At 69.2% G+C, this 21,493-nt stretch carries 13 protein-coding genes; all 13 read right to left on the reverse strand.

Annotated features, from left to right (window positions below; translation table 11 throughout):
* Positions 1-20 precede the first annotated feature (20 nt).
* A complete protein-coding gene (locus ACFYVR_RS13970) occupies positions 21-1,565 on the reverse strand; it encodes an acyl-CoA carboxylase subunit beta (RefSeq protein ID WP_387473968.1) in 1,545 nt (514 codons plus the stop codon).
* On the reverse strand, positions 1,566-6,548 hold the full coding sequence (gene pks13 / locus ACFYVR_RS13975) for a polyketide synthase Pks13 (RefSeq protein ID WP_387474227.1): 4,983 nt from the start codon (positions 6,546-6,548) through the stop codon (positions 1,566-1,568).
* A 66-nt stretch (positions 6,549-6,614) separates the two neighbouring features.
* Entirely contained in the window at positions 6,615-8,501 is a 1,887-nt protein-coding gene (gene fadD32 / locus ACFYVR_RS13980; RefSeq protein WP_387473970.1) for a long-chain-fatty-acid--AMP ligase FadD32, read from the reverse strand.
* A gap of 171 nt (positions 8,502-8,672) precedes the next feature.
* On the reverse strand, positions 8,673-9,665 hold the full coding sequence (locus ACFYVR_RS13985) for an LLM class F420-dependent oxidoreductase (protein ID WP_387473972.1): 993 nt from the start codon (positions 9,663-9,665) through the stop codon (positions 8,673-8,675).
* Positions 9,666-9,768: 103 nt separating this feature from the next.
* A complete protein-coding gene (locus tag ACFYVR_RS13990) occupies positions 9,769-10,743 on the reverse strand; it encodes a cutinase family protein (RefSeq protein WP_387473974.1) in 975 nt (324 codons plus the stop codon).
* A 3-nt stretch (positions 10,744-10,746) separates the two neighbouring features.
* Entirely contained in the window at positions 10,747-11,292 is a 546-nt protein-coding gene (locus tag ACFYVR_RS13995) for a DUF732 domain-containing protein (protein ID WP_387473976.1), read from the reverse strand.
* A gap of 120 nt (positions 11,293-11,412) precedes the next feature.
* Entirely contained in the window at positions 11,413-13,491 is a 2,079-nt protein-coding gene (locus tag ACFYVR_RS14000) for an alpha/beta hydrolase-fold protein (protein WP_387473978.1), read from the reverse strand.
* 252 nt (positions 13,492-13,743) lie between these two features.
* Positions 13,744-14,739, reverse strand: a complete 996-nt coding sequence (locus tag ACFYVR_RS14005; protein WP_387473980.1) for an alpha/beta hydrolase — start codon at positions 14,737-14,739, stop codon at positions 13,744-13,746.
* Between the two features lie 279 nt (positions 14,740-15,018).
* Positions 15,019-16,944 carry a flagellar motor control protein ZomB gene (gene zomB / locus ACFYVR_RS14010; RefSeq protein ID WP_387473982.1) on the reverse strand — a complete coding sequence of 642 codons (1,926 nt, stop codon included), beginning with the start codon at positions 16,942-16,944 and terminating at the stop codon, positions 15,019-15,021.
* Positions 16,922-17,827: a decaprenyl-phosphate phosphoribosyltransferase gene (locus tag ACFYVR_RS14015; protein WP_387473984.1), complete on the reverse strand. Its 906-nt coding sequence runs from the start codon at positions 17,825-17,827 to the stop codon at positions 16,922-16,924. Before ACFYVR_RS14015 ends, zomB begins: the two co-directional genes overlap by 23 nt.
* A complete protein-coding gene (locus ACFYVR_RS14020) occupies positions 17,824-18,339 on the reverse strand; it encodes a phosphatase PAP2 family protein (RefSeq protein ID WP_387473986.1) in 516 nt (171 codons plus the stop codon). Before ACFYVR_RS14020 ends, ACFYVR_RS14015 begins: the two co-directional genes overlap by 4 nt.
* Positions 18,323-20,242 (reverse strand): glycosyltransferase, encoded by a 1,920-nt coding sequence (locus ACFYVR_RS14025; RefSeq protein WP_387473987.1) that lies wholly within the window; start codon positions 20,240-20,242, stop codon positions 18,323-18,325. The genes ACFYVR_RS14020 and ACFYVR_RS14025 overlap by 17 nt, the downstream gene beginning before the upstream one ends.
* Entirely contained in the window at positions 20,239-21,459 is a 1,221-nt protein-coding gene (gene glf, locus ACFYVR_RS14030) for a UDP-galactopyranose mutase (protein WP_387473989.1), read from the reverse strand. Before glf ends, ACFYVR_RS14025 begins: the two co-directional genes overlap by 4 nt.
* Positions 21,460-21,493 lie beyond the last annotated feature (34 nt).

The raw sequence follows: 21,493 nt of genomic DNA on the forward strand, positions 1-21,493 counted from the left end.
TCAGCCGGAGTGAGCGGCCGTCAGAACGGCAGCAGGTGATGCTTGCGGGGGTTCTGGTAGACCGTCTTGTCGCGCAGGAGGGTCAGCGCCTTGCGGATCTCGAGGCGGGTCGTCGACGGGTCGATGACGGCGTCGATGTAGCCGCGCTCGGCCGCGATGTAGGGCGTCGCGACGTGTTCGTTGTAGAAGTTGATCAGCTCCCGGCGCACGGCCGCGGCGTTCTCACCGGCCGCCTCGATCTGCCTGCGACCGATGATGTTGACCGCGCCCTCGGCACCCATGACGGCGATGCGGGCGGTGGGCCACGCCAGGTTCACGTCGGCCCCGAGCTGCTTGGACCCCATCACCGCGTAGCCGCCGCCGTACGACTTGCGCACCACGACAGTGACCTTCGGGACCGTCGCCTCGACGTACGAGAACAGGAACCGGCCGCCGCGCTTGATGACGCCGATCTTCTCCTGCTCGACGCCGACGAGGAAGCCGGGGGTGTCGACGACGAACACCAACGGGAGGTTGTATGCGTTGCAGATGCGGACGAAGTGCGCGGCCTTGTCCGACGCCGCGGCGTCCAGCGCACCGGACAGGTGCAGCGGCTGGTTCGCGACCACACCGACGGGACGACCGTCGACGCGCGCGAACCCGGTGATGACGTTCTGCGCGGTCTGGCTGCGGACCTCGTGGAAGTCGCCGTCGTCGAAGATCTTGAGCAGGATGTCGTGCATGTCGTAGCCGGCGTTGTCGGCGTCGGGCATGAACGTGTCGAGTTCGAGGTCGTCGGGTGTGATCTCCGGTTCGAGGCCGGGATTGATGATCGGCGGCGTCTCGGTGCAGCTCGAGGGCATGTAGCTCAGGTACTGCCGCACCCACTCGAACGCGGCCTTCTCGTCCGGTGCGACGTGGTGGATGTTGCCGTACTCGACCTGGTTGCGGGCGCCGCCGAGTTCGTCGAGGCTCACGTCCTCACCGGTGACGGACTTGATAACGTCCGGGCCGGTGACGAACATGTACGACTCCTCGGTCGCGACCACGACGTCGGTGTTGATCGGGGCGTAGACGGCACCGCCCGCGTTCTTGCCGAGGATGACCGAGATCTGTGGGCACATGCCCGACAGCGGCTCCTGCCGACGACCCATCTCCGCGTACCAGGCGAGGGACGTGACGGCGTCCTGGATGCGGGCGCCCGCGGACTCGTTGATGCCGACGACGGGGCAGCCGATCTTGATGGCCAGGTCTCCGATGGCCGCGACCTTGCGGCCGAAGATCTCGCCGGCTGCGCCGCCGAAGACGGTCTGGTCGTGCGCGAACACGCACACGGGACGGCCGTCGACGAGGCCGTGGCCGGTGACGACGCCGTCGCCGTACGGGTTCGACGGGTCACCGGGCTGACGCGCGAGTTGACCGGTCTCGACGAAGGTGCCGGGGTCGAGCAGCATGTCGATGCGCTCGCGCGGCGTCGGCAGGCCCTTCTCCTTGCGACGCGCGATTGCCTTCGGGTTGCCGGGGGCTTTCGCCGCCTCCAGCTTCTCCTTGAGGTCCGCCAGCTTGTCCGCGGTGGTGCTGCTCACTCAGTTGCTCCGGTTCTCGGCCTCGATGGCGGCCAGCTTCTCGGTCAGGTCGGCCCCCACCTTCGCGATGTACGGTTCGTCGACGACCTGGATGTGGTCGCCGCCGACGTGGATGATCTCGAGGTTCGCCACGGCCTTCCCCCAGCCGCCGTCGGGCGCGCGTGTCGCGAACGCGGGTTCGAGCGCGATCGCGTCGTCGTGGTACTTGTCGGCCATGTACAGCACGACGTCGCCGTCGTAGCTGTCGACCTTCGCGGTCTGCAGTGCCCGGTTGTCGAGCCAGGACGTGCGCTGGTGCTCGATGATTCCGCCGGGGATCTGCGCACCGCTGACCTTGAGCAGATCCATCAGGATGGTGATCTGCTCCTCGTCGGTCGCGGCGGCCGCCAGCCGGTCGTAGGGCAGCGGGGCGTCGACGTTGTAGGTCTTCTTCGCGAATGCCGCGTACCGCTGCCAGCGCTTCTTGATCTCGTCGGGGGTGTCCTCGACCTCTTCGCCCGCCATGACGGTGTCGATCAGGCCGACGATCCGGACGTCCTTGCCCTCCGCACGCAGCAGCTTGGCCACCGCGTAGGAGAGGACGCCGCCGAGCGACCATCCGTACAGCACGTACGGGCCGTCGCCCTGGATCTCCTTGATCAGCGGCAGGTACTCGCGGGCGCGGACCTCGATCGGTCCCTCGGTGCGCTCGAAACCGTACATCGGGGTGCCCGCCGGCAGTCGGCGCAGCAGCGGCTCGTAGGCGACCGTCGATCCACCGGCCGGGTGGAACACGAAAACCGGTACGGCGGAGGATCCTTCGGGACGAGCGCGCAGGGCACGCACCAGACCCTCGATCTTGCCCGCATCCTCGAGGTGCGGACGTACCCGTTCCGCGAGCTGCTCGATCGTCTCCGAGTCGAGAACGTCGTCGAAGGTGATCTCGCCGCCCGCCCGCTCGGTCAGCCGGGCCGCGAGCTTCTCGGCCGTGTCGTCGTCGAGGACGGGCAGGATGGTGAAGATGCCCTTCGCGGACTTCCCGGTCACCACCGCCCAGGTCGCGAACGCGAGCCGCTCGGCGGCGTCGCGCGGCGGGACGTTGATCTCCCCGTCAGAGGATCCCTCGTCGCCCTCGACGAGGAGGCGTTCGGCTTCCGCGACCGGGCTGGTGGTCTCCCCGTCGAGCGTGGAATCGACTGCAGCGGAAGGCTTCTCGACCTCGGCGCCCTCGGCCCGCTGGGCCGCCTCCTTCTCGGCGCGCTGCTGCGCGGCGAGCGCCTCGACCTCTTCCCGGTTCTCGATCGCGTAGCGCAGGTACTTCTCGACCTCGCGCAGGTTCGCGTCCCGCACGGCCTGCAACTGCAGCTGCGGGATGTCGAACTCGTACTCGACGCGGTTCTTGATCCGCACCGCCATCAGCGAGTCGAGTCCCAGTTCGATCAGCGGGATCTCGGCGGGCAGGTCCTCGGGTGCGTAGCCCATCGACTCGGCGACGATCAGCGCGAGCCGGTCCTCCATCGTCTGGGTGCCGTTCGGATCCCACTTGTCGCCGAAGGATTCGACGACCTCGGGCAGCTCCTCCATCGGCGAGCTGGAACGCGTGACCGGCTCGGCGACAACGAGTTCCGGCAACGCCTCGCCGGACGACACGACCGCGTCGAGCAGCAGCGTGAACGTGCCGAGCTGCGGCCCGTTCCCCGTTGCCGCAGGCTTCGAGTGCACCTGCAGCGCACCGCCACCGGGGTGCGGGGCGAGGGTGGTGGTCAGTGTTCCCGACTTCGGGAGGTCGCCGTGGGCGATCGCCGCGGTCAGGGTCACGTCCGAGAGCACCTGCGCGGCAGCGGAAGTCGCGAGCCCGTTCAGGTCGGTGACGGCCGACGCCGCGACCTCCCACACGTGCCTGCCGTCGGGCAGCGCCACGTGCGCGCCGGGCGCCCGGGTCGCACCGGACGCCGAAACCTGGATGTCGAGCCAGTGCTCCTTGCGCTGGAACGCGGTGCGCGGCGGGTTCGCATAGCCGCCCGCGGGCAGCACCGAGGACAGGTCCACCGGCTGACCGTGCACGTACAGCTGCGCGAGCGCGGTGAGGACGCCGACCTCCTCGTCCTCCTTGCGCTTGAGGGTCGGGATCAGCTGCGCGTCGTGGACGCCCGCGTCGAAGACGGTGGCGGCCACCGACATCAGCGTCGCGGGGTTCGGTGCCAGCTCGACGAACGTGGTGTGGCCGGCGTCGACGGCCATGCGCACCGCGTTGGTGAAGTAGACGCTGTGCCGCATCCCCTTGGTCCAGTACTCGACCGGGTGGATCGGTTCGTGACCCGCGCGGTAGAAGGTCTCCTTGTCGACCGACGAGTACAGCCCGACCTTCAGTGTGTGCGGCTCGATGCCCGCCAGCTCCGCGGCGAATTCGCCGAGGATCGGATCGACCTGCGAGGTGTGGCTCGCGCCCTTGGTCTGCAGGATGCGACCGAGCTTCTCCTCCGCCTCGGCGCGCGCGACGATCGCCTCGACCTCGGGCTGCGGCCCGCCGATGACGGTGTGCGTCGGTGCCGCGTACACGCAGACCTCGAGGTGCGGGAAGTCGCCGAGGACGGACTCGATCTCGGCGGCCGAGTACTCGACGAGCGCCATGAGCCGGATGTCGTCGCCGGACAGGGTCGCCTCGGCCTCCCCCATCAGCCGCGAGCGGGCGGTGATGACCCGGACGGCGTCCTCGAGTGAGAGACCACCGGTGACGTACGCCGCGGCGGCCTCGCCCATCGAGTGGCCGACGGCGGCCGACGGCTCGGCGCCGTGGTGGCGCAGCAGCGCGGCCAGGCCGATCTGGATGGTGAAGATGCCGACCTGCGAGGTCTCGACGTCGTAGTCGATCGAGTCGTCGACGAACTTCTCGGCCATCTTGTAGCCGGACTCGTACTCGATCAGCTCGTCGACCTCGTCGACGGCGGCCCGGAACACCGCGTTGTTCAGGTACAGCTGCTTGGCCATCTTGCGATGCTGCGAGCCGAAACCGGAGAACACCCACACAGGGCCCTTCGCGGCGGGCGCGTCGGCGGAGAACACGCCGGGGCCGGGCTTGCCGGCGGCGACCGCACGCAGTCCGGCGATCGCCTCGGCGTGCGTGGACGCGACGACGACCGCGCGGGACCGGCCGTGGTTGCGCCGCGCGAGGGTGCGGGCCAGGTCGGTCAGCGGGGTGACGCTGCCCACCTCGGTCTCGAGCCAGTCCGCGAGGTCGGACGCGGCGCGACGGCGGCGCGACGGCATCGACGCCGACACGGGCAGCAGCACCGGCAGCTCGGGGAGGGTTTCGACGCCCATCGACTCCGCGGCGTCGGCGAGCATGACCGCGGAATCGGCCTCGATGTCGGGCAGCTCCGACGACCGTGAGTCGTTGTGGTCCGTGTCCGGGCCGGAAGGACTCACGGGGGTGTACTCGCGCACCACGACGTGGGCGTTGGTGCCGCCGAAGCCGAAGCCGGAGACACCGGCGACGGCGCGGCCGGTGTACCGCGGCCAGTCGGCGGCCTCGGGGATCACCTGCAGGCGGGCGCCGTCGAAGTCGATGTACGGATTGGGGCCCGCGTAGTTCAGCGACGGCGGGAGCTTGTCCTCCTGCATCGCCAGCACGACCTTGATCAGCCCGGCGGCTCCGGCCGCGGACTCGAGGTGGCCGAAGTTCGTCTTCGCCGAGCCGAGCAGGGCCGGCTTGTCGGCGTCACGGCCGCGGCCCACGACGCGGCCGAGGGCGTCCGCCTCGATCGGGTCGCCGAGGATGGTGCCGGTGCCGTGCGCCTCGATGTAGTCCACGCCGGACGGCGCGATGCCCGCGTCCCGGTAGGCGCTGCGCAGCACGTCCGCCTGCGCGTCCGGGTTCGGCGCGGCGAGCCCGTTGGAGCGGCCGTCCTGGTTGACGGCGGAGCCGGCGATGACGGCGAGGATCGTGTCGCCGTCGCGTTCGGCGTCCTCGAGCCGCTTGAGCACGACGAGGCCGCCGCCCTCGGCACGGACGATGCCGTTGGCGTCGGAGGAGAAGGCCTTGATCCGGCCGTCGCCGGTGAGGACGCCGGTCTCGTCGAACCCGAGGGTCGCGGCCGGGGCGACGAGCATGTTGACGCCGCCGGCCAGCGCGAGATCGGATTCGCCGGTGCGCAGCGACCGCACCGCCTGGTGCACCGCGACCAGCGACGACGAGCACGCGGTGTCCATCGCGACGGACGGGCCGCGGAAGTCGTAGAAGTACGAGACCCGGTTCGCGACGATCGACGACGAGGTGCCGGTGATCGCGTACGGGTGGGCGTGCACCGGGTCGCTGACGGCGAGCAGCTGGTAGTCGTTCGTGGACGTGCCGATGAAGACACCGACCTGTTCGCCCTTGAGCTCGTTGGCCGGGATCCGGGCGTGCTCGAGCGCCTCCCAGGTCAGTTCCAGCGCCAGTCGCTGCTGCGGGTCGACGTTGCGGACCTCGAGCGGCGACATCGCGAAGAACTCGGCGTCGAAGCCCTTGACGTCGTCGAGGTAGCCGCCCTTGGTGTTGGCCTTGTCGATGGCCGCGGCGATCTGCGGGTCGGACCTGAACTCGGCCCAGCGACCCTCGGGCAGGTCGGTGACGGCGTCACGGCCCTCGATCAGCAGGCGCCACATCTCGTCGGGCGTGTGCCCGGTGCCGGGGAAGCGCGACGACAGGCCGACGACGGCGATGTCGTGGGACTGCGAAGTGTCCTTGACCGCGTAGTAGGCGGCGTCGTCACTCGCGGCCGGGGCCTCCGGCTCGCCCTCGACGATGCGCGTGGCCAGCGAGGCGATCGTCGGGTGCTGGTAGGCGACGGTCGCGGGCAGCGTGACCCCGACCAGGTCCTCGATCTCGCCGGACAGGGCGACGGCGTCCCGGGAGGACAGCCCGAACTCCTCCATCGGGCGGTCGTCCGAAATGGACTCCACCGGTTGCCCGGTGGCCTCGGCAACCCAGTTGCGCAACCATTCGCGCAGCTGCGCGACCGTCATCTCTGTCTCAGCCATCAATCCATCACGCTACTCGTCGTCGCAGGGCTCGTCGGGGACGCTGTCAACTCAGACGCTGTCCGGGAACGCGGTCTGCTGGTGGCCGCCGCGCAGGGTGCCCTCGATGTACGCCGCCTTGCAGGCGCGTCGCGCGATCTTGCCGCTCGACGTGCGGGGAATCGATCCCGCGGGGACCAGCAGGATGTCGCGGGCGGTGACGCCGTGGCGGGTGGAGATCGCGGCCCGGACCGCGTCCGCGATCGGCTGCGGATCGGCCTTGCCCGCGCCGGGGGCACGCTCGCCGACCACGACCAGCTGCTCGGACGCGTCGTCCGCGTCGAAGGTCAGGCCGGTCACACCGGACTCGAAGACCTCCTTCGGCAGCTGGTTGGCGGGCACCGCGAACGCCGCGACGAACCCGGGACGCAGCGCCGCGCTGGCCTCCTGTGCGGAGTATTCGAGGTCCTGCGGGTAGTGGTTACGGCCGTCGACGATCACCAGGTCCTTGACGCGTCCGGTGATGTACAGCTCGCCGTCCACGTAGACGCCGTAGTCGCCGGTGCGCATCCACTTGGCGTCGTCGGGGGCACCGTCGGCCTTGCTGCCCTCGGCCAACCGCGAGGCGAGGCGGTTGTGGAACGTCTGCTCGGTCTCCTCGCGGCGACCCCAGTAACCCTGGCCCATGTTGTTGCCGTGCAGCCAGATCTCCCCGACGTGCTCGTCGGGGACCTCGGCGCCGGTGTCCGGGTCGACGATCGCGGCCCACTGGCTGCGGGCGACGTGCCCGCAGGACACCTGCGCGATGGCGCCGGGCGCGTCCTGCGCGACCTTGACCATCCGGCCCTGGTTCAGCTGGTCGCGGTCGACGTGGATGACCCGCGCCTCGTCGGACTGGTCGGTTGTCGACACGAACAGGGTCGCCTCGGCCATGCCGTACGACGGCTTGATCGCGGTCTTCGGCAGGCCGTACGGCGCGAAGGCCTCGTTGAACTTGCGCATCGACGCGGTGGTGACCGGCTCGCTGCCGTTGATCAGGCCGATGACGTTCGACAGGTCGAGCGTCTCGCCGCTCTTCGGCAACCCGCGCGCGGCGGCGTGCTCGAACGCGAAGTTCGGGGCGGCGGCGAAGGTGCCTGCGCCGTCCGAGACCGCCGCCAGCTCCTTGATCCACCGGTACGGACGCGCCACGAACGCGCGCGGGCTCATGATGGTGATGTACTTGCCGCCCAGCGCGGGCAGGATCACCGTGAGCAGGCCCATGTCGTGGAACAGCGGCAACCAGGTGACGCCGCGGGAGTCGGTGGTCAGTCCGATCGCGTCGACCATCTGCAGCGCGTTGGTGCCGACCGCGCGGTGGGTGATCTCGACGCCCGCCGGGGTACGGGTGGAACCGGACGTGTACTGCAGGTACGCGATGTCGTCGAGCGCGGGCGCCGGGTTGACCCAGGTCTCGCCGACGGTGTCGGGGATCGCGTCGACCGCGATGATGCGGGGACGCTGCGAGGCGGGCAGCGATCGGAACAGCTGCCGCACGCCGGCGGCCGACTCGGTGGCGGTGAGGATCGCGGCCGGTTCGCAGTCGCCGAGGACGGCGTGCAGGCGGTCCGTGTGGCCCGGCTCGTCCGGATCGAACAGCGGGACGGCGATCGTGCCGGCGTGGATGGCGGCGAAGAAGGAGATGACGTAGTCGAGGCCCTGCGGTGCGAGGACGGCGACGCGGTCGCCGGGCTTGGTCACCTGCTGGAGGCGGGCGGCGACGGCCCGCAGCCGGACACCGAACTCCGTCCAGTTCAGCTCGTGGACCTCGCCGTCGCGTTCGCGGGAGTAGTCGATGTAGCGGTATGCCAGCTCGTCGGAGTTCTCCCGAGTGTGCTGCTCGACGTAGTCGACGAGGGTGCTGCCCGGCATCAGTGTGATGTGGCCGGACTCGTCGACGTACTCATCGAAGTTCTTCATACCTTCTCCTCCAAGGCAGCCTGCCGGTACCAGGATCGTGCACCGACGGACCTCATCCCCTGCGACCGCGGGGGATCGCACAAACAATGTCTAGTAGCAATACTCAGGTCTCGTCTTGGTAACGGACCTCTTCGCACCCCAAACCATCAGAATGTTACTAGGCCATCCGGGTCATTCACCCTTCAGCTGTGCCACGACCGGCGCGAACGCCTCCATCTGTGTCGGGAAGATACCGACGTACGACATCGAGGTCCGAGCGCGAACTGCCCTTATCTGATCGGCGATTTCCTCGTGGGTACCGATCGCGAGGTACGGGGATTCGAGGATGTCCTGCACGGTCAGTGTGACATCCGCCTCGATGTTCGGGGGATACCCGTTCGCGAGCGCCGCCAGCGCCATCTCCGCCATCGCCTCGCGGTCCTCGGTCGGCATGACGGTGGTGATCGTCCAGTTCAGCTCGATGTCGTCGAATCGGTCACCGGCCGCCTCCCGGATCCGCTCCACCCGCTCGGCGGTCGCCTCGAGGGTGATGCCGGAGAGCAGCATCTTGCCCTCCTTGTTGGACGGCGACGCGACGGAGATGATGTCGGCGTAGCGGGCGGCCAGCGCGAGCATCCTCGGTCCGCCGCCACCGACCGCGATCGGCGGCCTCGGGCCCTGCCGGGGCCGAGGGCTGCCCTTGAGTCCGTTGACCTGGTAGTGCTCCCCCGTGAACGTGCACTCCTGTCCGCGCAGCAGCGTGTCCAGGATCTGGAGGGATTCCTCGAGCTTGGCGATGCGGACGCCCGGACGCTCGTACTCGATCCCCGCCTTGTCGAACTCGTCCTTGAGCCAACCGGCCCCGATACCGAGCTCGAGGCGACCACCCGAGAGCACGTCGATGGTCGCGGCGTCCTTGGCCAGAACCGCAGGATGCCGAAAGCCGTTGGCCAACACCGCCGTACCGAGCCTGATCTTGTCCGTCGCGACGGCGAGCGCGCCCAGCGCCGCGATCGGGCCCACCTGGTTGCCCAGGTGGTCGGGAATCATGAACGTGTCGTATCCGAGTTCCTCGGCCTTCTGCGCCAGCTTCACGAATCGCCGGGCGCCACCCTCCTCGGCGTTGCCCTCACCACCGGCGGCGAACCGGAACTTGCGCGGCGCGGTGGCGTCGGCGGAACTCATCGATCATTTCTCCTGAAACTGGGCTCGGCTGTCCGGCAGGTGGCCGGGGGAACTCTATCCGGAACGTGCAGTCACTCCCTATTCGTACGCAGAGCGGAAAGTGCTACTCGTGCGCGGGAGTGGGAGCGGATCGGACCTTGTCGGCGGCCCAGTTTGTCATCCACTGAGTCGCAGTGGTGCCGTTTTCATCCACCCCGAAGCTGTTGTACAGAGCATGCACAGGGTTGTTCACGTACCCGAGAAGTCGGGACAGACTGGCGGTCCAGTTGCCCGGTGCGAACGCACCGTCGGGGGCGTCGCAGATGCCGTCGGTCGGGGCGCAGATCTGCACGGCCCGGTCGGCGAGCGTGCCGAACCCGCCCGGCCGCGCGCCGGTCATGGTGATCCCCGGCAGCTTGATCCCGGCCAACGCGACCTCCGCGCCGACCCCGCCCACCGGCGGGCCGATCGTCGGCGCGGCCGCCGGATCACGTCGACCGTCCGCGATCACACCGACGCCGAGCACCAGATCCTCCGGAACCGGCCCGGTGCCCGCGCCGATGCTCGCCGCGACGTCGCCGGCGATGACCGCGCCCTGGGAGAACCCGGTGAGCACGAAACTCGTCAGCGGACACTCGGCGTGCATCGACGCCATCACCTCGGTGGCCTTCGCGGTGCCCTCCCCACGGCTGACGTTGTAGGAGGCCTGCCCGTCCGGCGGAATCGCGATCGGATTCGAGAACTGCGCCACGTAGGGCACCGTGTACACCTGCGCGCGCTGCGGGTCGAACTCGGCCTGCAGCGGCCTCGTGATGTTCAACATCAGCGAGTTCGGGTTCGCGGTCGGGTTGAACGGATCGTCACCCGCGCTCGACTCCCACGTCCCCGGGATCGCGATCACCTGCACATCGGGACAGCTCGCCGGTTGCGCGGACGGCCGCTCCGGCGCGGGCGGCGTGACCGGCGGCTTGGGCACCCGGCCCGCCAGCAGATACCACGCCACCAGCGCGACGAGCGCCACCACGAGGACGACGATCAGCACGATCAGCATTCGCAGCAGGCGACTACGGCCCCGGCGGGCCTTGCGGGCGGACGACATCGACTACGAGCAGTAGGTCGACGTGGCAGCGTCGATGTACACCTGCGCGTGCATCACCGCGTCCGCCTCGGACGGGGTCCCGCCGGTCAGTCCGGCCTCGACCCCCGCCATCCCGGTCACGTACGCCAGGATCTCCGCGTCGGCGACGTTGCTCTGCTTCGCGGCACAGATGTAGTTCGCGGTCGAGATGGCGATGTTGCCGTTGTCCGCGTAGGTGACTCCGTGCTCCTCCAACTCCGCCAGGAAAGCCCGTCCGCGGTCGTCGATCGGCGGAACCTCCGTGGGACCGGGGAACCCGCTCGGGACCGGCTCCGGGGTCTCCGGCGGCGCGGTCGCCGCGACGGAGGGTGTCGTGTAGGCGGGCACCTCGATGCCGGTGGCCAGCGGCGGCACGGTCGGAGACCCGGATCCGGCGGCGGTGGTCAGTGTCGGCGTGCTCGACGCGGTCGAGTCGTCGCTGCCACAGCCCGCGAGGACGCCGACCGACACGGCCGCGAACGACGCGACGGCCAACGCCTTCACGAGCGGGGTACGGGAGGGAAAGAGCATCTACACAGTCCTGTCCGGTGGTCGGCGGGCCCGGCCGCCGCTCCTGGGTGATCGCTGTCGAGGGTACCGACGCGGGCGGGCCGGGTTCGTCGTCGAACCCGGCCCGCCCACGCCGATCCGCTAGTGGATCTCGGCGTTACCGTTGTTCACCGTGATGTTGCCGAACTGGAAGTTCTGCTGGACACCACCGGCGATGGGGAATTCGTCACCGACCGGGTAGCCGAGCCGGCCGCCTTCCCAGCCCTGGCTGCCCCAGGCGTCGAAGATCGGTCCGTTCTTCACCGACCAGGCCCCGCTGAGCACGCTCCAGTAGATGTTGCCGTTCTCGAACACGTTGAACCGGCCGCCGTCGCGGAGCGGGCCCTGCTCACTGCTCTTCGGGAACCCGAGCCAGCTGTTCTCGTAGCCCATCTGGCCGTACTTCTGCATGATCAGACCCTGGACACCATTCGCGCCGGTGGTCGGGCTCCAGTAGATCGCGCCGATCTCGAAGCCCTGCACCGCGCCGTCCTTGTCCGGCGTGTCCGTCTCGTCGCCGACCGGGTAGCCGAGCGGGCCGGTCTCCCAGCCCTGCGACGCCCACAGATCACGGATCGCGCCGCGCACCGAGTGCGCGCCGGTCTGCGGGGTCCAGTAGATCGAGCCGCCCTGGAAGTGGTTGGCGCGACCACGGCCGTCCGGGGTGCCGAACTCGCTGGTGGTCGGGAGGCCGAGCGGGCCGGCGGGGCCGCCCATCGCCTGGTACTCGCCACCGATCATGCCGGTGACGACCTGCGCGCCGGTGCCGCCGGACCAGAAGATCCGGCCGTTGCGGAAGTCCTGCGCGAGTCCACCCGCGACGCCGTACTCACCGGTGACGCAGCCGCCGAGCCACGGGTTCGCGTTCGCCAGCGCGCCGATGTCGCCGCCGAGGCCGCAGGCCGGGGCGCTGGCCGCGACACCGAGTGCGTTCGCGACCTGCGGCCACGCCTGGTGCATCTCGAACTGCCAGTACGGCCAGGAGTGGGTTCCCGACGGTCGGTAGTTGACCTGCGCGGGGATACCGAGCTGGTTCAGCTTGGTGGCGAACGACTGCGACGTCAGCCGCGACAGGATCTCGAGGCCCATGCCCGCGTAGTTGGTGGACACACCCGGGATGCCGGATGGCTGGTCGTACGGACCGGTCATGCCGCTGCCGCTCGAGATGTACAGGCTGGTTCCCTTGAGGTTCTCGGCCTGGATGTAGGGGTCGTGTTCCTTCCACAGCGGATTGGTCGGCGCGCCCCACATCTTGCTGACGTTGTATCCGCCCGCATCCTGCATCGCGAACTGCAGCGCCTGCGGCATGCCCAACGACGTCGTGCTCAGGTACCCCGAGAACGAGCCCGCGAACTTGAAGAAGCCGGGGTTGCGGGCGGCGAGGAACATCGCCGAGGTGCCGCCCATCGACAGGCCGATCACGCCGCGGGTGTCGGTGGTGCGCATGCTTTTCTGCAGGACCGGCGGCAGTTCCTTCGTCAGGAACGTCTCCAGTTGGTAGAACTTGCCGTTGTCGGGCTCGAGCCAGTCGGAGTAGAAGCTGGACTGGCCGCCGACCGGCAGGATCACGTTGACGTTCTTGTCGGCGTAGAAGTTCACCGCGTCCGTCTCGATCGTCCAGCCGCTCTCGTCGTCGCGAGCACGCAGGCCGTCGAGCATGTACAGCGCCGGGAACGTGGCGTCGGGCTTGGCGTTCCAGTCGCGCGCCAGCAGGATCTGCACCTGGAACGGCGCACCCATCGCGGCCGAGTCGACCCAGAGCGCGACGCGTCGGTCGGTGATCCACTCGACCTTCGAGACTCCCGGGATCGTTCGGCTCGGCGCGGCCTCGGACCGTGCGGAGATGACCGGGGCCGGCGCGGCGACCGTGGTCGTCGGGGCGACGGTCGTCGTCGTGGTCGGTGCGGTCGTGGTGGTCGGGGCGACGGTGGTCGTGGTCGGCGCCGCGGACTTCGTGGTCGTGGTGGCCGACTTCTGGACCGGCGCGATCGTCTCCGGGGCCGGGGAGGTCGTCGTCGTGGCGGTCGGGGTCGTCGTGGTCGGTTGTGCCGCTGCCACACCGACGGTCGTCAGTCCGGCGGCGGCGGGCAGGACGAGAGCGGCGGCCACCAGCGCCAGCGCACGGCCGCGTCGGTCACTCCGGTGGGAGCGCAGCCCCAACTTTCTCGACGATGGTCGCATTGACGGTGACTCGCTTTCTGGTGTGGCCGGTCTCGGTGAACCCGGCGTGTCTTCGTGGTCCCCGACTCGCACGCCTATGCGTTGTGACGCATGAACACTCGTGTGTCCATTTCTACACGTCGGGGCAGGTGTGACGGATGTGACGCGCGGCACCTTCTGATGCTTTGTTACGTTCACGTGCTCGAACGACGGATGCCGCCCCGCGCGTCTGCGCGGGGCGGCATCCGAGTGATCAGTCGGCAGGCAATCCGGTCACCAGGCGTTCAGGGTGTCCAGGATCTGGGTCCGGGCGTTGAACAGTTCCGCCGACCAGTACGGCCACGAATGGGTGCCGTTGGACGGGAAGCTGTAGGTGGCATCGATGCCCAGGGTGGCCATCCGCACCTGGAAGGCGCGGGTGTTGACCAGGGCGAGGGCCTCGAGCCCCATCGCGTTGCTGGTGTTGTAGAAGTCGATCGGCTTGCGCGGCTGGTCGAACGGGCCGGGCAGACCGCTCGCGGCGGAGATGTACAGCGACAGCCCCTCGAGCTTCGGCGCGAACACGAACGGGTCGTTGCGCAGCCATGCCTTGCTCCACGGCGGGCCCCACATCGCGTCCACGTTGAAGCGGCCCGCGTCGAGCATCGCGACGCGAATCGCCTCACGCATGCCCGGCGCGGAGATGTTCAGGTAACCCGACAGCGAACCCGCGAACTTGAACTGGTCCCGGTGGTAGGCAGCCAGGGTCAGGGCCGCCGAACCGCCCATCGACAGACCGAGCACACCGTTGTTGGTGCGCGACACGCCGCGGGTCGCGAGGTAGTCGGGGAGTTCCTTGGTCAGGAAGGTCTCCCACCGGTACGTGACGTCCTGGCCGTTGAAGTTCGACGGGGACATCCAGTCGCTGTAGAAGGAGGATTCGCCACCGACCGGCATCACCAGGGTGACGTTGTCGTTGGCGTACTGCTCGAGTGCGTTGGTCTCGAAGGACCACGCGTTGCGGTCGTCACGGGCACGCAGGCCGTCCAGCAGGTAGAGCGCGGCGCCACCACCACGCGCGGCCCACTGGATCTGGACCTTGATCGGACCCATGGAGGAGGGCACCATCACTTCTTCGTAGCCACCCGACGGCGCGCGGTGCGCGATCGGTGCGGCGCCGGCGACGGCGGTACCCGCAATACCAGCGGTGACGGGCAGCACGAGCGCTGCGGCCGAGAGGCCGAGGAGGCGTCGTTTGAGGTTCTGGAACCTCGGTCTGCCTAAACGCATGAATATTGCTCTCTTTCTTTCCTGCGGTGCCCGCCGAAGCGGCCCGGAAGTCTGGCCAGAAGGCCACGGCCCTGCCGATCCCACGCACGCGTGATCGGCAGTGGAACTGAGGGTCACACTGCGCTCGCTGGACTGTATGCGACCGCATTGGCTCTGACAACCGGTGCCCCGGCCCCCGATCTTCTTGATGCGAGGCTCGGTACCGAGGCGAACACACCCGTTTATCGTCGCCCGTACAACAGCGTTACTGGACTGTGACATTTGCCGCGCTCAGCCCTTCTACCTGGGCTGTTCCGGCGGCATCTGCAGACCGCAGCGCTGGATCTCGTAGGCGGGCACCCGATCGATCCGGTAGCCGGCGTAGTGGAACGCCCGCTTGAGGTTGCGGATGAACAGCGGCCGGGTGAGCTCCGCCCGCGAGGACGCCAGCAACTCCTGGGTGTCCGGACACGTCAGGGCCACCTCCGCCTGCGCGACCCAGTCCTCGTCGAGGTACCACGGCATCCACGGATGCTGGTCGACCATGCCGGTGTCGGCGATCACCCAGTCCGGGTAGAGGGCCTTGTCGTGTCCGATCCGGCCGTCCCCGAGCCGCTCGGTGTGCGCGGCGAGCGGGTACGCCAACCCCATCTGATCGATCACCTTCACGTCGAGACCGACGTTCATGCTCGTCATGCCGAGGTTCAGGAAATACACCGTGTGACCCGCACCGCCGTCGGGTATCGGCAGCGGGGGCGGAACCAGATCCCAGTAGGTGAAGTACGCGGCGGGCAGCAGCAGGCCGCCGTCCGGGTTGTCGGCGATCGTCTGCACCATCGCCCGCATCCGCGGGTAGTCGAGGTAGTCCTCGGCGCGGATCGGGTGGGCGTGACCGGTGCCCTGCACGTAGAAGTTGCGTTCGTCGACGATGCCGGACTTGCCGACGACCGTCCCGTTGGGCATGCCCTGCGCCGTGGACGCCGCGACCGCCCACACCACCGTCGCCAACCAGACCAGCGAACCCACAGCGAAAAGCGTGGTCGCCGGCGTCCGGCCCCACTGGTCGCGGCGCGGGACCCGAACCGGCAGCACCGCGATCGGCAGCATCAGGCAGAAGAGCACCGGGAGCAGAACCCGGCCGTGCATGAAGTCGCCACCGACGCGGACGGAATAGAGCCCGAGCAGCAGGCCGGTGCCGACGAAGAGGACGACGACGGCCGCGGGCGTGTGCAGTCGGGCCAGCCCCGTCGCACCCGCACGGGCCCCGGGCAGCCCGAGTCCGGAGCGGCGGTAGGCGAGCCAGCCGGCGTAGCCGCCGGCGAGGGCGAGGGGCAGCAGCAGCCAGTACGGCCCGACGAGGTTCCACAGATACGTCAGGCCCTGCGACCACTTCGCGCCGCCCGCGTCCTTGGACACCGCGGTGTTCGGGTAGGGCAACCCGTAGTACCCCATCCGCCAGATCTGGTAGCCGACCGGCACGGCGCCCGCGACGACGGCGATCGCGGCGCGGAGCTTCCAACTGCCGGGCACCAGGAAGATCAGCAGCAGCACCAACGCGCCCGGCACCGCCATCTCCGGACGGACCAGCGGGCCCAGCCCGGCGATGAACGCCAGCACCAGCACCCGGGTCGTGGTCGGGGTGCGCTGGGCCCACTGCACGAGCAGCAGCCACAGCAGCGCGAGCCAGAAGATGACCAGGCAGCTCTCGAGGCCGGACGTGGCGAAGTCGCGCGCCGGCGGCACCGCGATGTACGCGAGGACGCCGGCAGGCAGCAGCAGCGTCCCGGCGAGGCGCCCGCGACCCGCTCCCCGCCAGAGCGCGCCGGCCCCGAGCATCGCGAGGACCACCGCGGAGACCGACAACACCAGGGCCAGGGTCAGGACGACGTACTCGAGCCGGATCTGCGTCACCCAGCCGAAGGCGTAGACCAGGTAGGTCCACAGGGTGCTGGTGTTCGCCTCCACGCGCTCCCCCGCGTTGAAGACCGGCCCGTTGCCCGCGAGCAGATTGCGGACCGTGCGCAGCACGATCAGGCCGTCGTCGGCGATCCACCGCCGTTCCCAGGCGCCCCACAGGAACAGGGCTGCGGTGACCACGATGCCCCCGAGGTACACCCACCGGGTCAGGGGCGGCGCGACCGACTCGCGGGACTCCGCGGGCCGCCCGCCGTCGGCGGTGCGGGGCTCCCCGCTGCGGGTCGCGTCAGGCGATGTAGACAGCGACACCCACAACTCCGATCCACGCGACCGCGAGGACTTGGAGCACGCGGTCCCGGAATGCGATCTCCTCGGGTTCGCCGGCCTCGCCGCCGTCGATGTCGACGGCGTAGCGCAGGATCGCGATGGTGAACGGGATCATCGAGATGGCGAACCAGTTCGACCCCGTCTCCTGGTCACGCTCGAACGCCCACAGTCCGTAGCAGATGACCACGGCCGTCGCGGCCAGCGTCCACACGAACCGCAGGTAGGTGGAGGTGTAGTACTCGAGCGACTTGCGGATCTTGGCGCCGGTCGCCTCGGCGAGCGAGAGCTCGGCGTACCGCTTGCCCGCCGCCATGAACAGCGACCCGAAGGCCATGATCAGCAGGAACCACTGCGACAGCGGGATGTCGGCGGCGACACCGCCGGCGATGGCCCGGATCAGGAACCCGGACGAGACGATGCAGATGTCGAGGACGGCCTGGTGCTTGAGACCGAAGCAGTAGGCGAGCTGGATCCCGATGTACACGGCCATCACGACCGCGAGCTGCCAGTTCGCGAGGAACGACAGCAGGATCGAGCCGCTCAGCAGAGCGACCGCCATGCCGTAGGCCATGTTGACGGGCAGCACCCCGGCGGCGATCGGGCGGAACCGCTTGGTCGGGTGCTGGCGGTCCGCCTCGACGTCCATCGCGTCGTTGACGAGGTAGATGCCCGACGCGGCCATGCAGAACACCACGAACGCCAGCGCGACCGGCACCAGGACGTCGGGTTCGGTCACCGAGCCCGCGGCCAGCGGGGCGGCGAGCACGAGGACGTTCTTCACCCACTGACGCGGGCGCATCGCCTTGACGATCCCGGCCGGCAGCGACTTGGGGGGTCCGGCGACCTCGGCGGGGTGCTCGCTCATTTCTCTCCAAACTTCCGTTCGGCACGCAGCACCACTGCGGCCGAGGCTGCTCCCAGGGCGGACCCGGCGAGCACGTCGGTCGGGTAGTGCACACCGAGCACGAGCCGCGAGAGCAGCATCGGGGGCACCAGCACCGCGGGCAAGGGTAGCCCGGTGAGCCGACCGAGCAGCACCGCGGCGGCGGTGGTGGAGGTCGCATGCGAGGACGGAAAGCTCAGCTTGCTCGGCGTCGACACGTTGACCTGCACGGACGGGTCGTTCGGCCGGGGCCGGCGCACGACCCGCTTGATGACGATCGACGCGGCGTGCGCGCCGACGGCACCGACGGCGACTCCGAGCCACTGGCGTCGGCGGGGTCGGTCGAGCGCGGCCCCGACACCGGCGACGGCGATCCAGCCGAGGGCGTGCTCACCGAAGTGGGACATGCCGCGCGCGGCACTGACGACCTCGGGATGCGCACCGATCGTCGACTGGACCCGGTTGAGAACCTTGACCTCAGATGCCGAAGACACGCTCCCACCTCTCCTTGCTGGTCAGCGACGGCACCGCGGCGGCGTACTCGTCCTTCAGTTCCGGGAAGCGGCGGGCCAGTTCGCGGCGCAACCGCAGCGCCTCCTTCAGCAGGCCCCACGCCTGCCGCGGGTCACGCTTGCGGTAGACGACGCCGCGTCCGTCGGCGGTGGTGACGGTGACGCCGTCGACCTGCGACAGCAGGTACCAGCGGGCGTCGAGGGTGGGCACGTTCAGCTGGGGGCGCTCGTGGTGCTCCTCGTGCGCGGGCCGCGCGTTGTGGACCAGGCCCTTGCCGAGCCGGACGAGCTTCGCGAGCGGGTTGCCCGGTGCGCCGACCGCCCCGACGCCGGCACCCGAGGGCAGCGGCAGCTCCGTCGACGACGGCAGCACCACCGCGTCCGGGTACTCGCGACGCAGCGCGTGGACCTCGCCGAGAGCGGTGGGGAGCAGGTCGAAGATGTGCTCGGGCCCGCCGAGGAAGTCGCGGATCGCCTGGTTCTGGATGGCAACGGTGGAGTACTCGAGGCACAGCAGGTGCTTGAGCGTCGCCTTGACGGTGTTGACGACGAGACCGCGGCCGTTGCCGGGCATGTGCAGGGACGCGACGACGAGGCGGTTGCGCAGGTGGAAGTACGCCTGCCAGTCGATGGCGTCGTCCTTGTCCGACCACGCCATGTGCCAGATCGCGGCGCCGGGCATCGTCACGGTCGGATAGCCGGCCGCGCGGGCCCGCAGACCGTACTCGGCGTCGTCCCACTTGATGAACAGCGGCAGCGGCTGCCCGATCTCCTCCGCGACGACACGCGGGATCATGCACATCCACCAGCCGTTGAAGTCGACGTCGATGCGCCGGTGCAGCAGCTTCGAGTTCTCCCGGTCGCTGAGCGGGAACCGGGAGAAGTCGTGGTCGTACTCGACGTTCGGCGCGGCCGACCACATGAAGATCGACCGGTCGACGACCTCGCCCATCGTGTGCAGGTGGCTGCGTTCCTGCAGGTTCAGCATCTGACCGCCGACGAGCATCGGCGACTTCGCGAACCGGGCCATGGCCAGCGCGCGCAGGATCGAGTCGGGCTCGATCTCGATGTCGTCGTCCATGAACAGGATGTGTTCACAGGAGGTGGTCTTCAGCGCCTCGTACATGACGCGGCTGTAGCCGCCGGAGCCGCCGAGGTTGGGCTGGTCGTGGATGGCGAGCCGGTCCCCGAGGACGGCGGCGGCCTCGGCGAACCCGGGCTCGTCGCGCACCTTGCGGGTGCCCTGGTCGGGGATGATCACGGCGTCGATCACGCCCAGCACCAGGGGGTCGGAGCCGAGGGCGGCCAGCGCCTTGACGCAGTCGGTGGGCCGGTTGAAGGTCGGGATGCCGATGGCGACGCGTCCGGCGCCGGGGGCCTCGATCGGCGCGTACCAGCCGGCCGCGACGAGCTCGACGTCGGTGTCGGTGGTGACGTCGAACCAGATCCAGCCGCCGTCCTCGAACGGCGCCAGTTCCACCTCGAACTCGACGGTGGTGGAGCCATCCGCCCCGCGGAACTCCTGGCCCTGCACATGGATTCGGGAGGAGTCCGCCTTCGAGCGGTACACGTCGACCCGTCCGTGGCCGGTCAGCTCGAGCCGCAGCACCACCGAGGTGAGCACGCTCCAGCGTCGCCAGTAGCTGGCCGGGAAGGCGTTGAAGTAACTGCACATCGACACCTCGGACTCTGCCCCGAGGGCGAGCGAGGTCCGCGACAGCGAATGCGCGCGACGGGAGTTGGTCGGCGACTCCTCGAGGTAGAGGGTGCGCACGTCGAGCGGCTCACCGGGCCGCGGCAGGATCACCCGCTGCAGCAGCGCCTTGCCGAGAAGTTCCCGGTCGTCGAACAGGGTGTCCTGCTCCAGCAGGTGCTTCGGGGTCATTCGTCGTTCCCGCCGCCGAGGGGTGCGCCGGACTCGAGGTGCGGGCGCAGGGTGTTGTCGAACATGCTCAGCGCGCTGGCGATCGCCATGTGCATGTCCAGGTACTGGTAGGTGCCCAGCCGACCACCGAAGAGCACCTTCGCGTCCACGGTCTCCGCCTTGGCCCGCGCCCGGTACGCCTCGAGCTTCGTGCGGTCCTCGGGTGTGTTGATCGGGTAGTACGGCTCGTCGGTGGACTCGGCGAACCGGGAGAACTCCCGCATGATCACCGTCTTGTCGGCCGGGTACGTACGCTCGGGGTGGAAGTGCCGGAACTCGTGGATGCGGGTGTAGGGAACGTCCGCGTCGTTGTAGTTCATCACCGGCGTGCCCTGGAAGTCGCCGGTCGGCAGCACCTCGGTCTCGAAATCGAGGGTGCGCCAGCCGAGTTCGCCGTCCGCGTAGTCGAAGTACCGGTCCAGCGGTCCCGTGTAGACGACGGGGGCGTCGGGACTGGCCGCGCGCAGCTCGTCGCGGACGTCGAACCAGTCCGTGTTCAGCCGCACCTCGATGTTGTCGTCCTTCGCCATGCTCTCGAGCCACGCGGTGTAGCCGGCGACGGGCAGACCCTCGTAGGTGTCGTTGAAGTAGCGGTTGTCGAAGGTGTACCGGACGGGCAGGCGGGTGATGTTGCCCGCGGGCAGGTTCTTGGGGTCCGTCTGCCACTGCTTGGCCGTGTAGTCGCGGACGAACGCCTCGTAGAGGGGCCGGCCGATCAGCGAGATCGCCTTCTCCTCGAGGTTGCTCGCGTCCTTGGTGTCGATCTCGGCGGCCTGCTCGGCGATCAGCGCGCGCGCCTCGTCGGGGGTGAAGTACTTGCCGAAGAACTGCGACACCAGCCCGAGGCCCATCGGGAACTGGTAGGCCTGGCCCTGGTGCATCGCGAAGACGCGGTGCTGGTAGCCGGTGAAGTCGGTGAACTGGTTGACGTAGTCCCAGACGCGCTTGTTCGAGGTGTGGAACAGGTGCGCCCCGTACCGGTGGACCTCGATGCCGGTCTCGGGTTCGGCCTCCGAGTACGCGTTGCCGCCGATGTGGTGTCTGCGGTCGAGGACCAGCACCCTCTTCCCCAGCTGCGTTGCGGCTCGTTCCGCAACGGTCAGTCCGAAGAATCCGGATCCGACGATGATCAGGTCGTACTGGCCGGTGGTCGCGGAGCCTGGGGATACGGAGGTCACGGGCAACCAGGGTATCGGACGGAGGCGGCTGCGC

This window comes from Rhodococcus sp. NPDC003318 (genome assembly GCF_042879035.1).
GTDB lineage: Bacteria > Actinomycetota > Actinomycetes > Mycobacteriales > Mycobacteriaceae > Rhodococcus_G.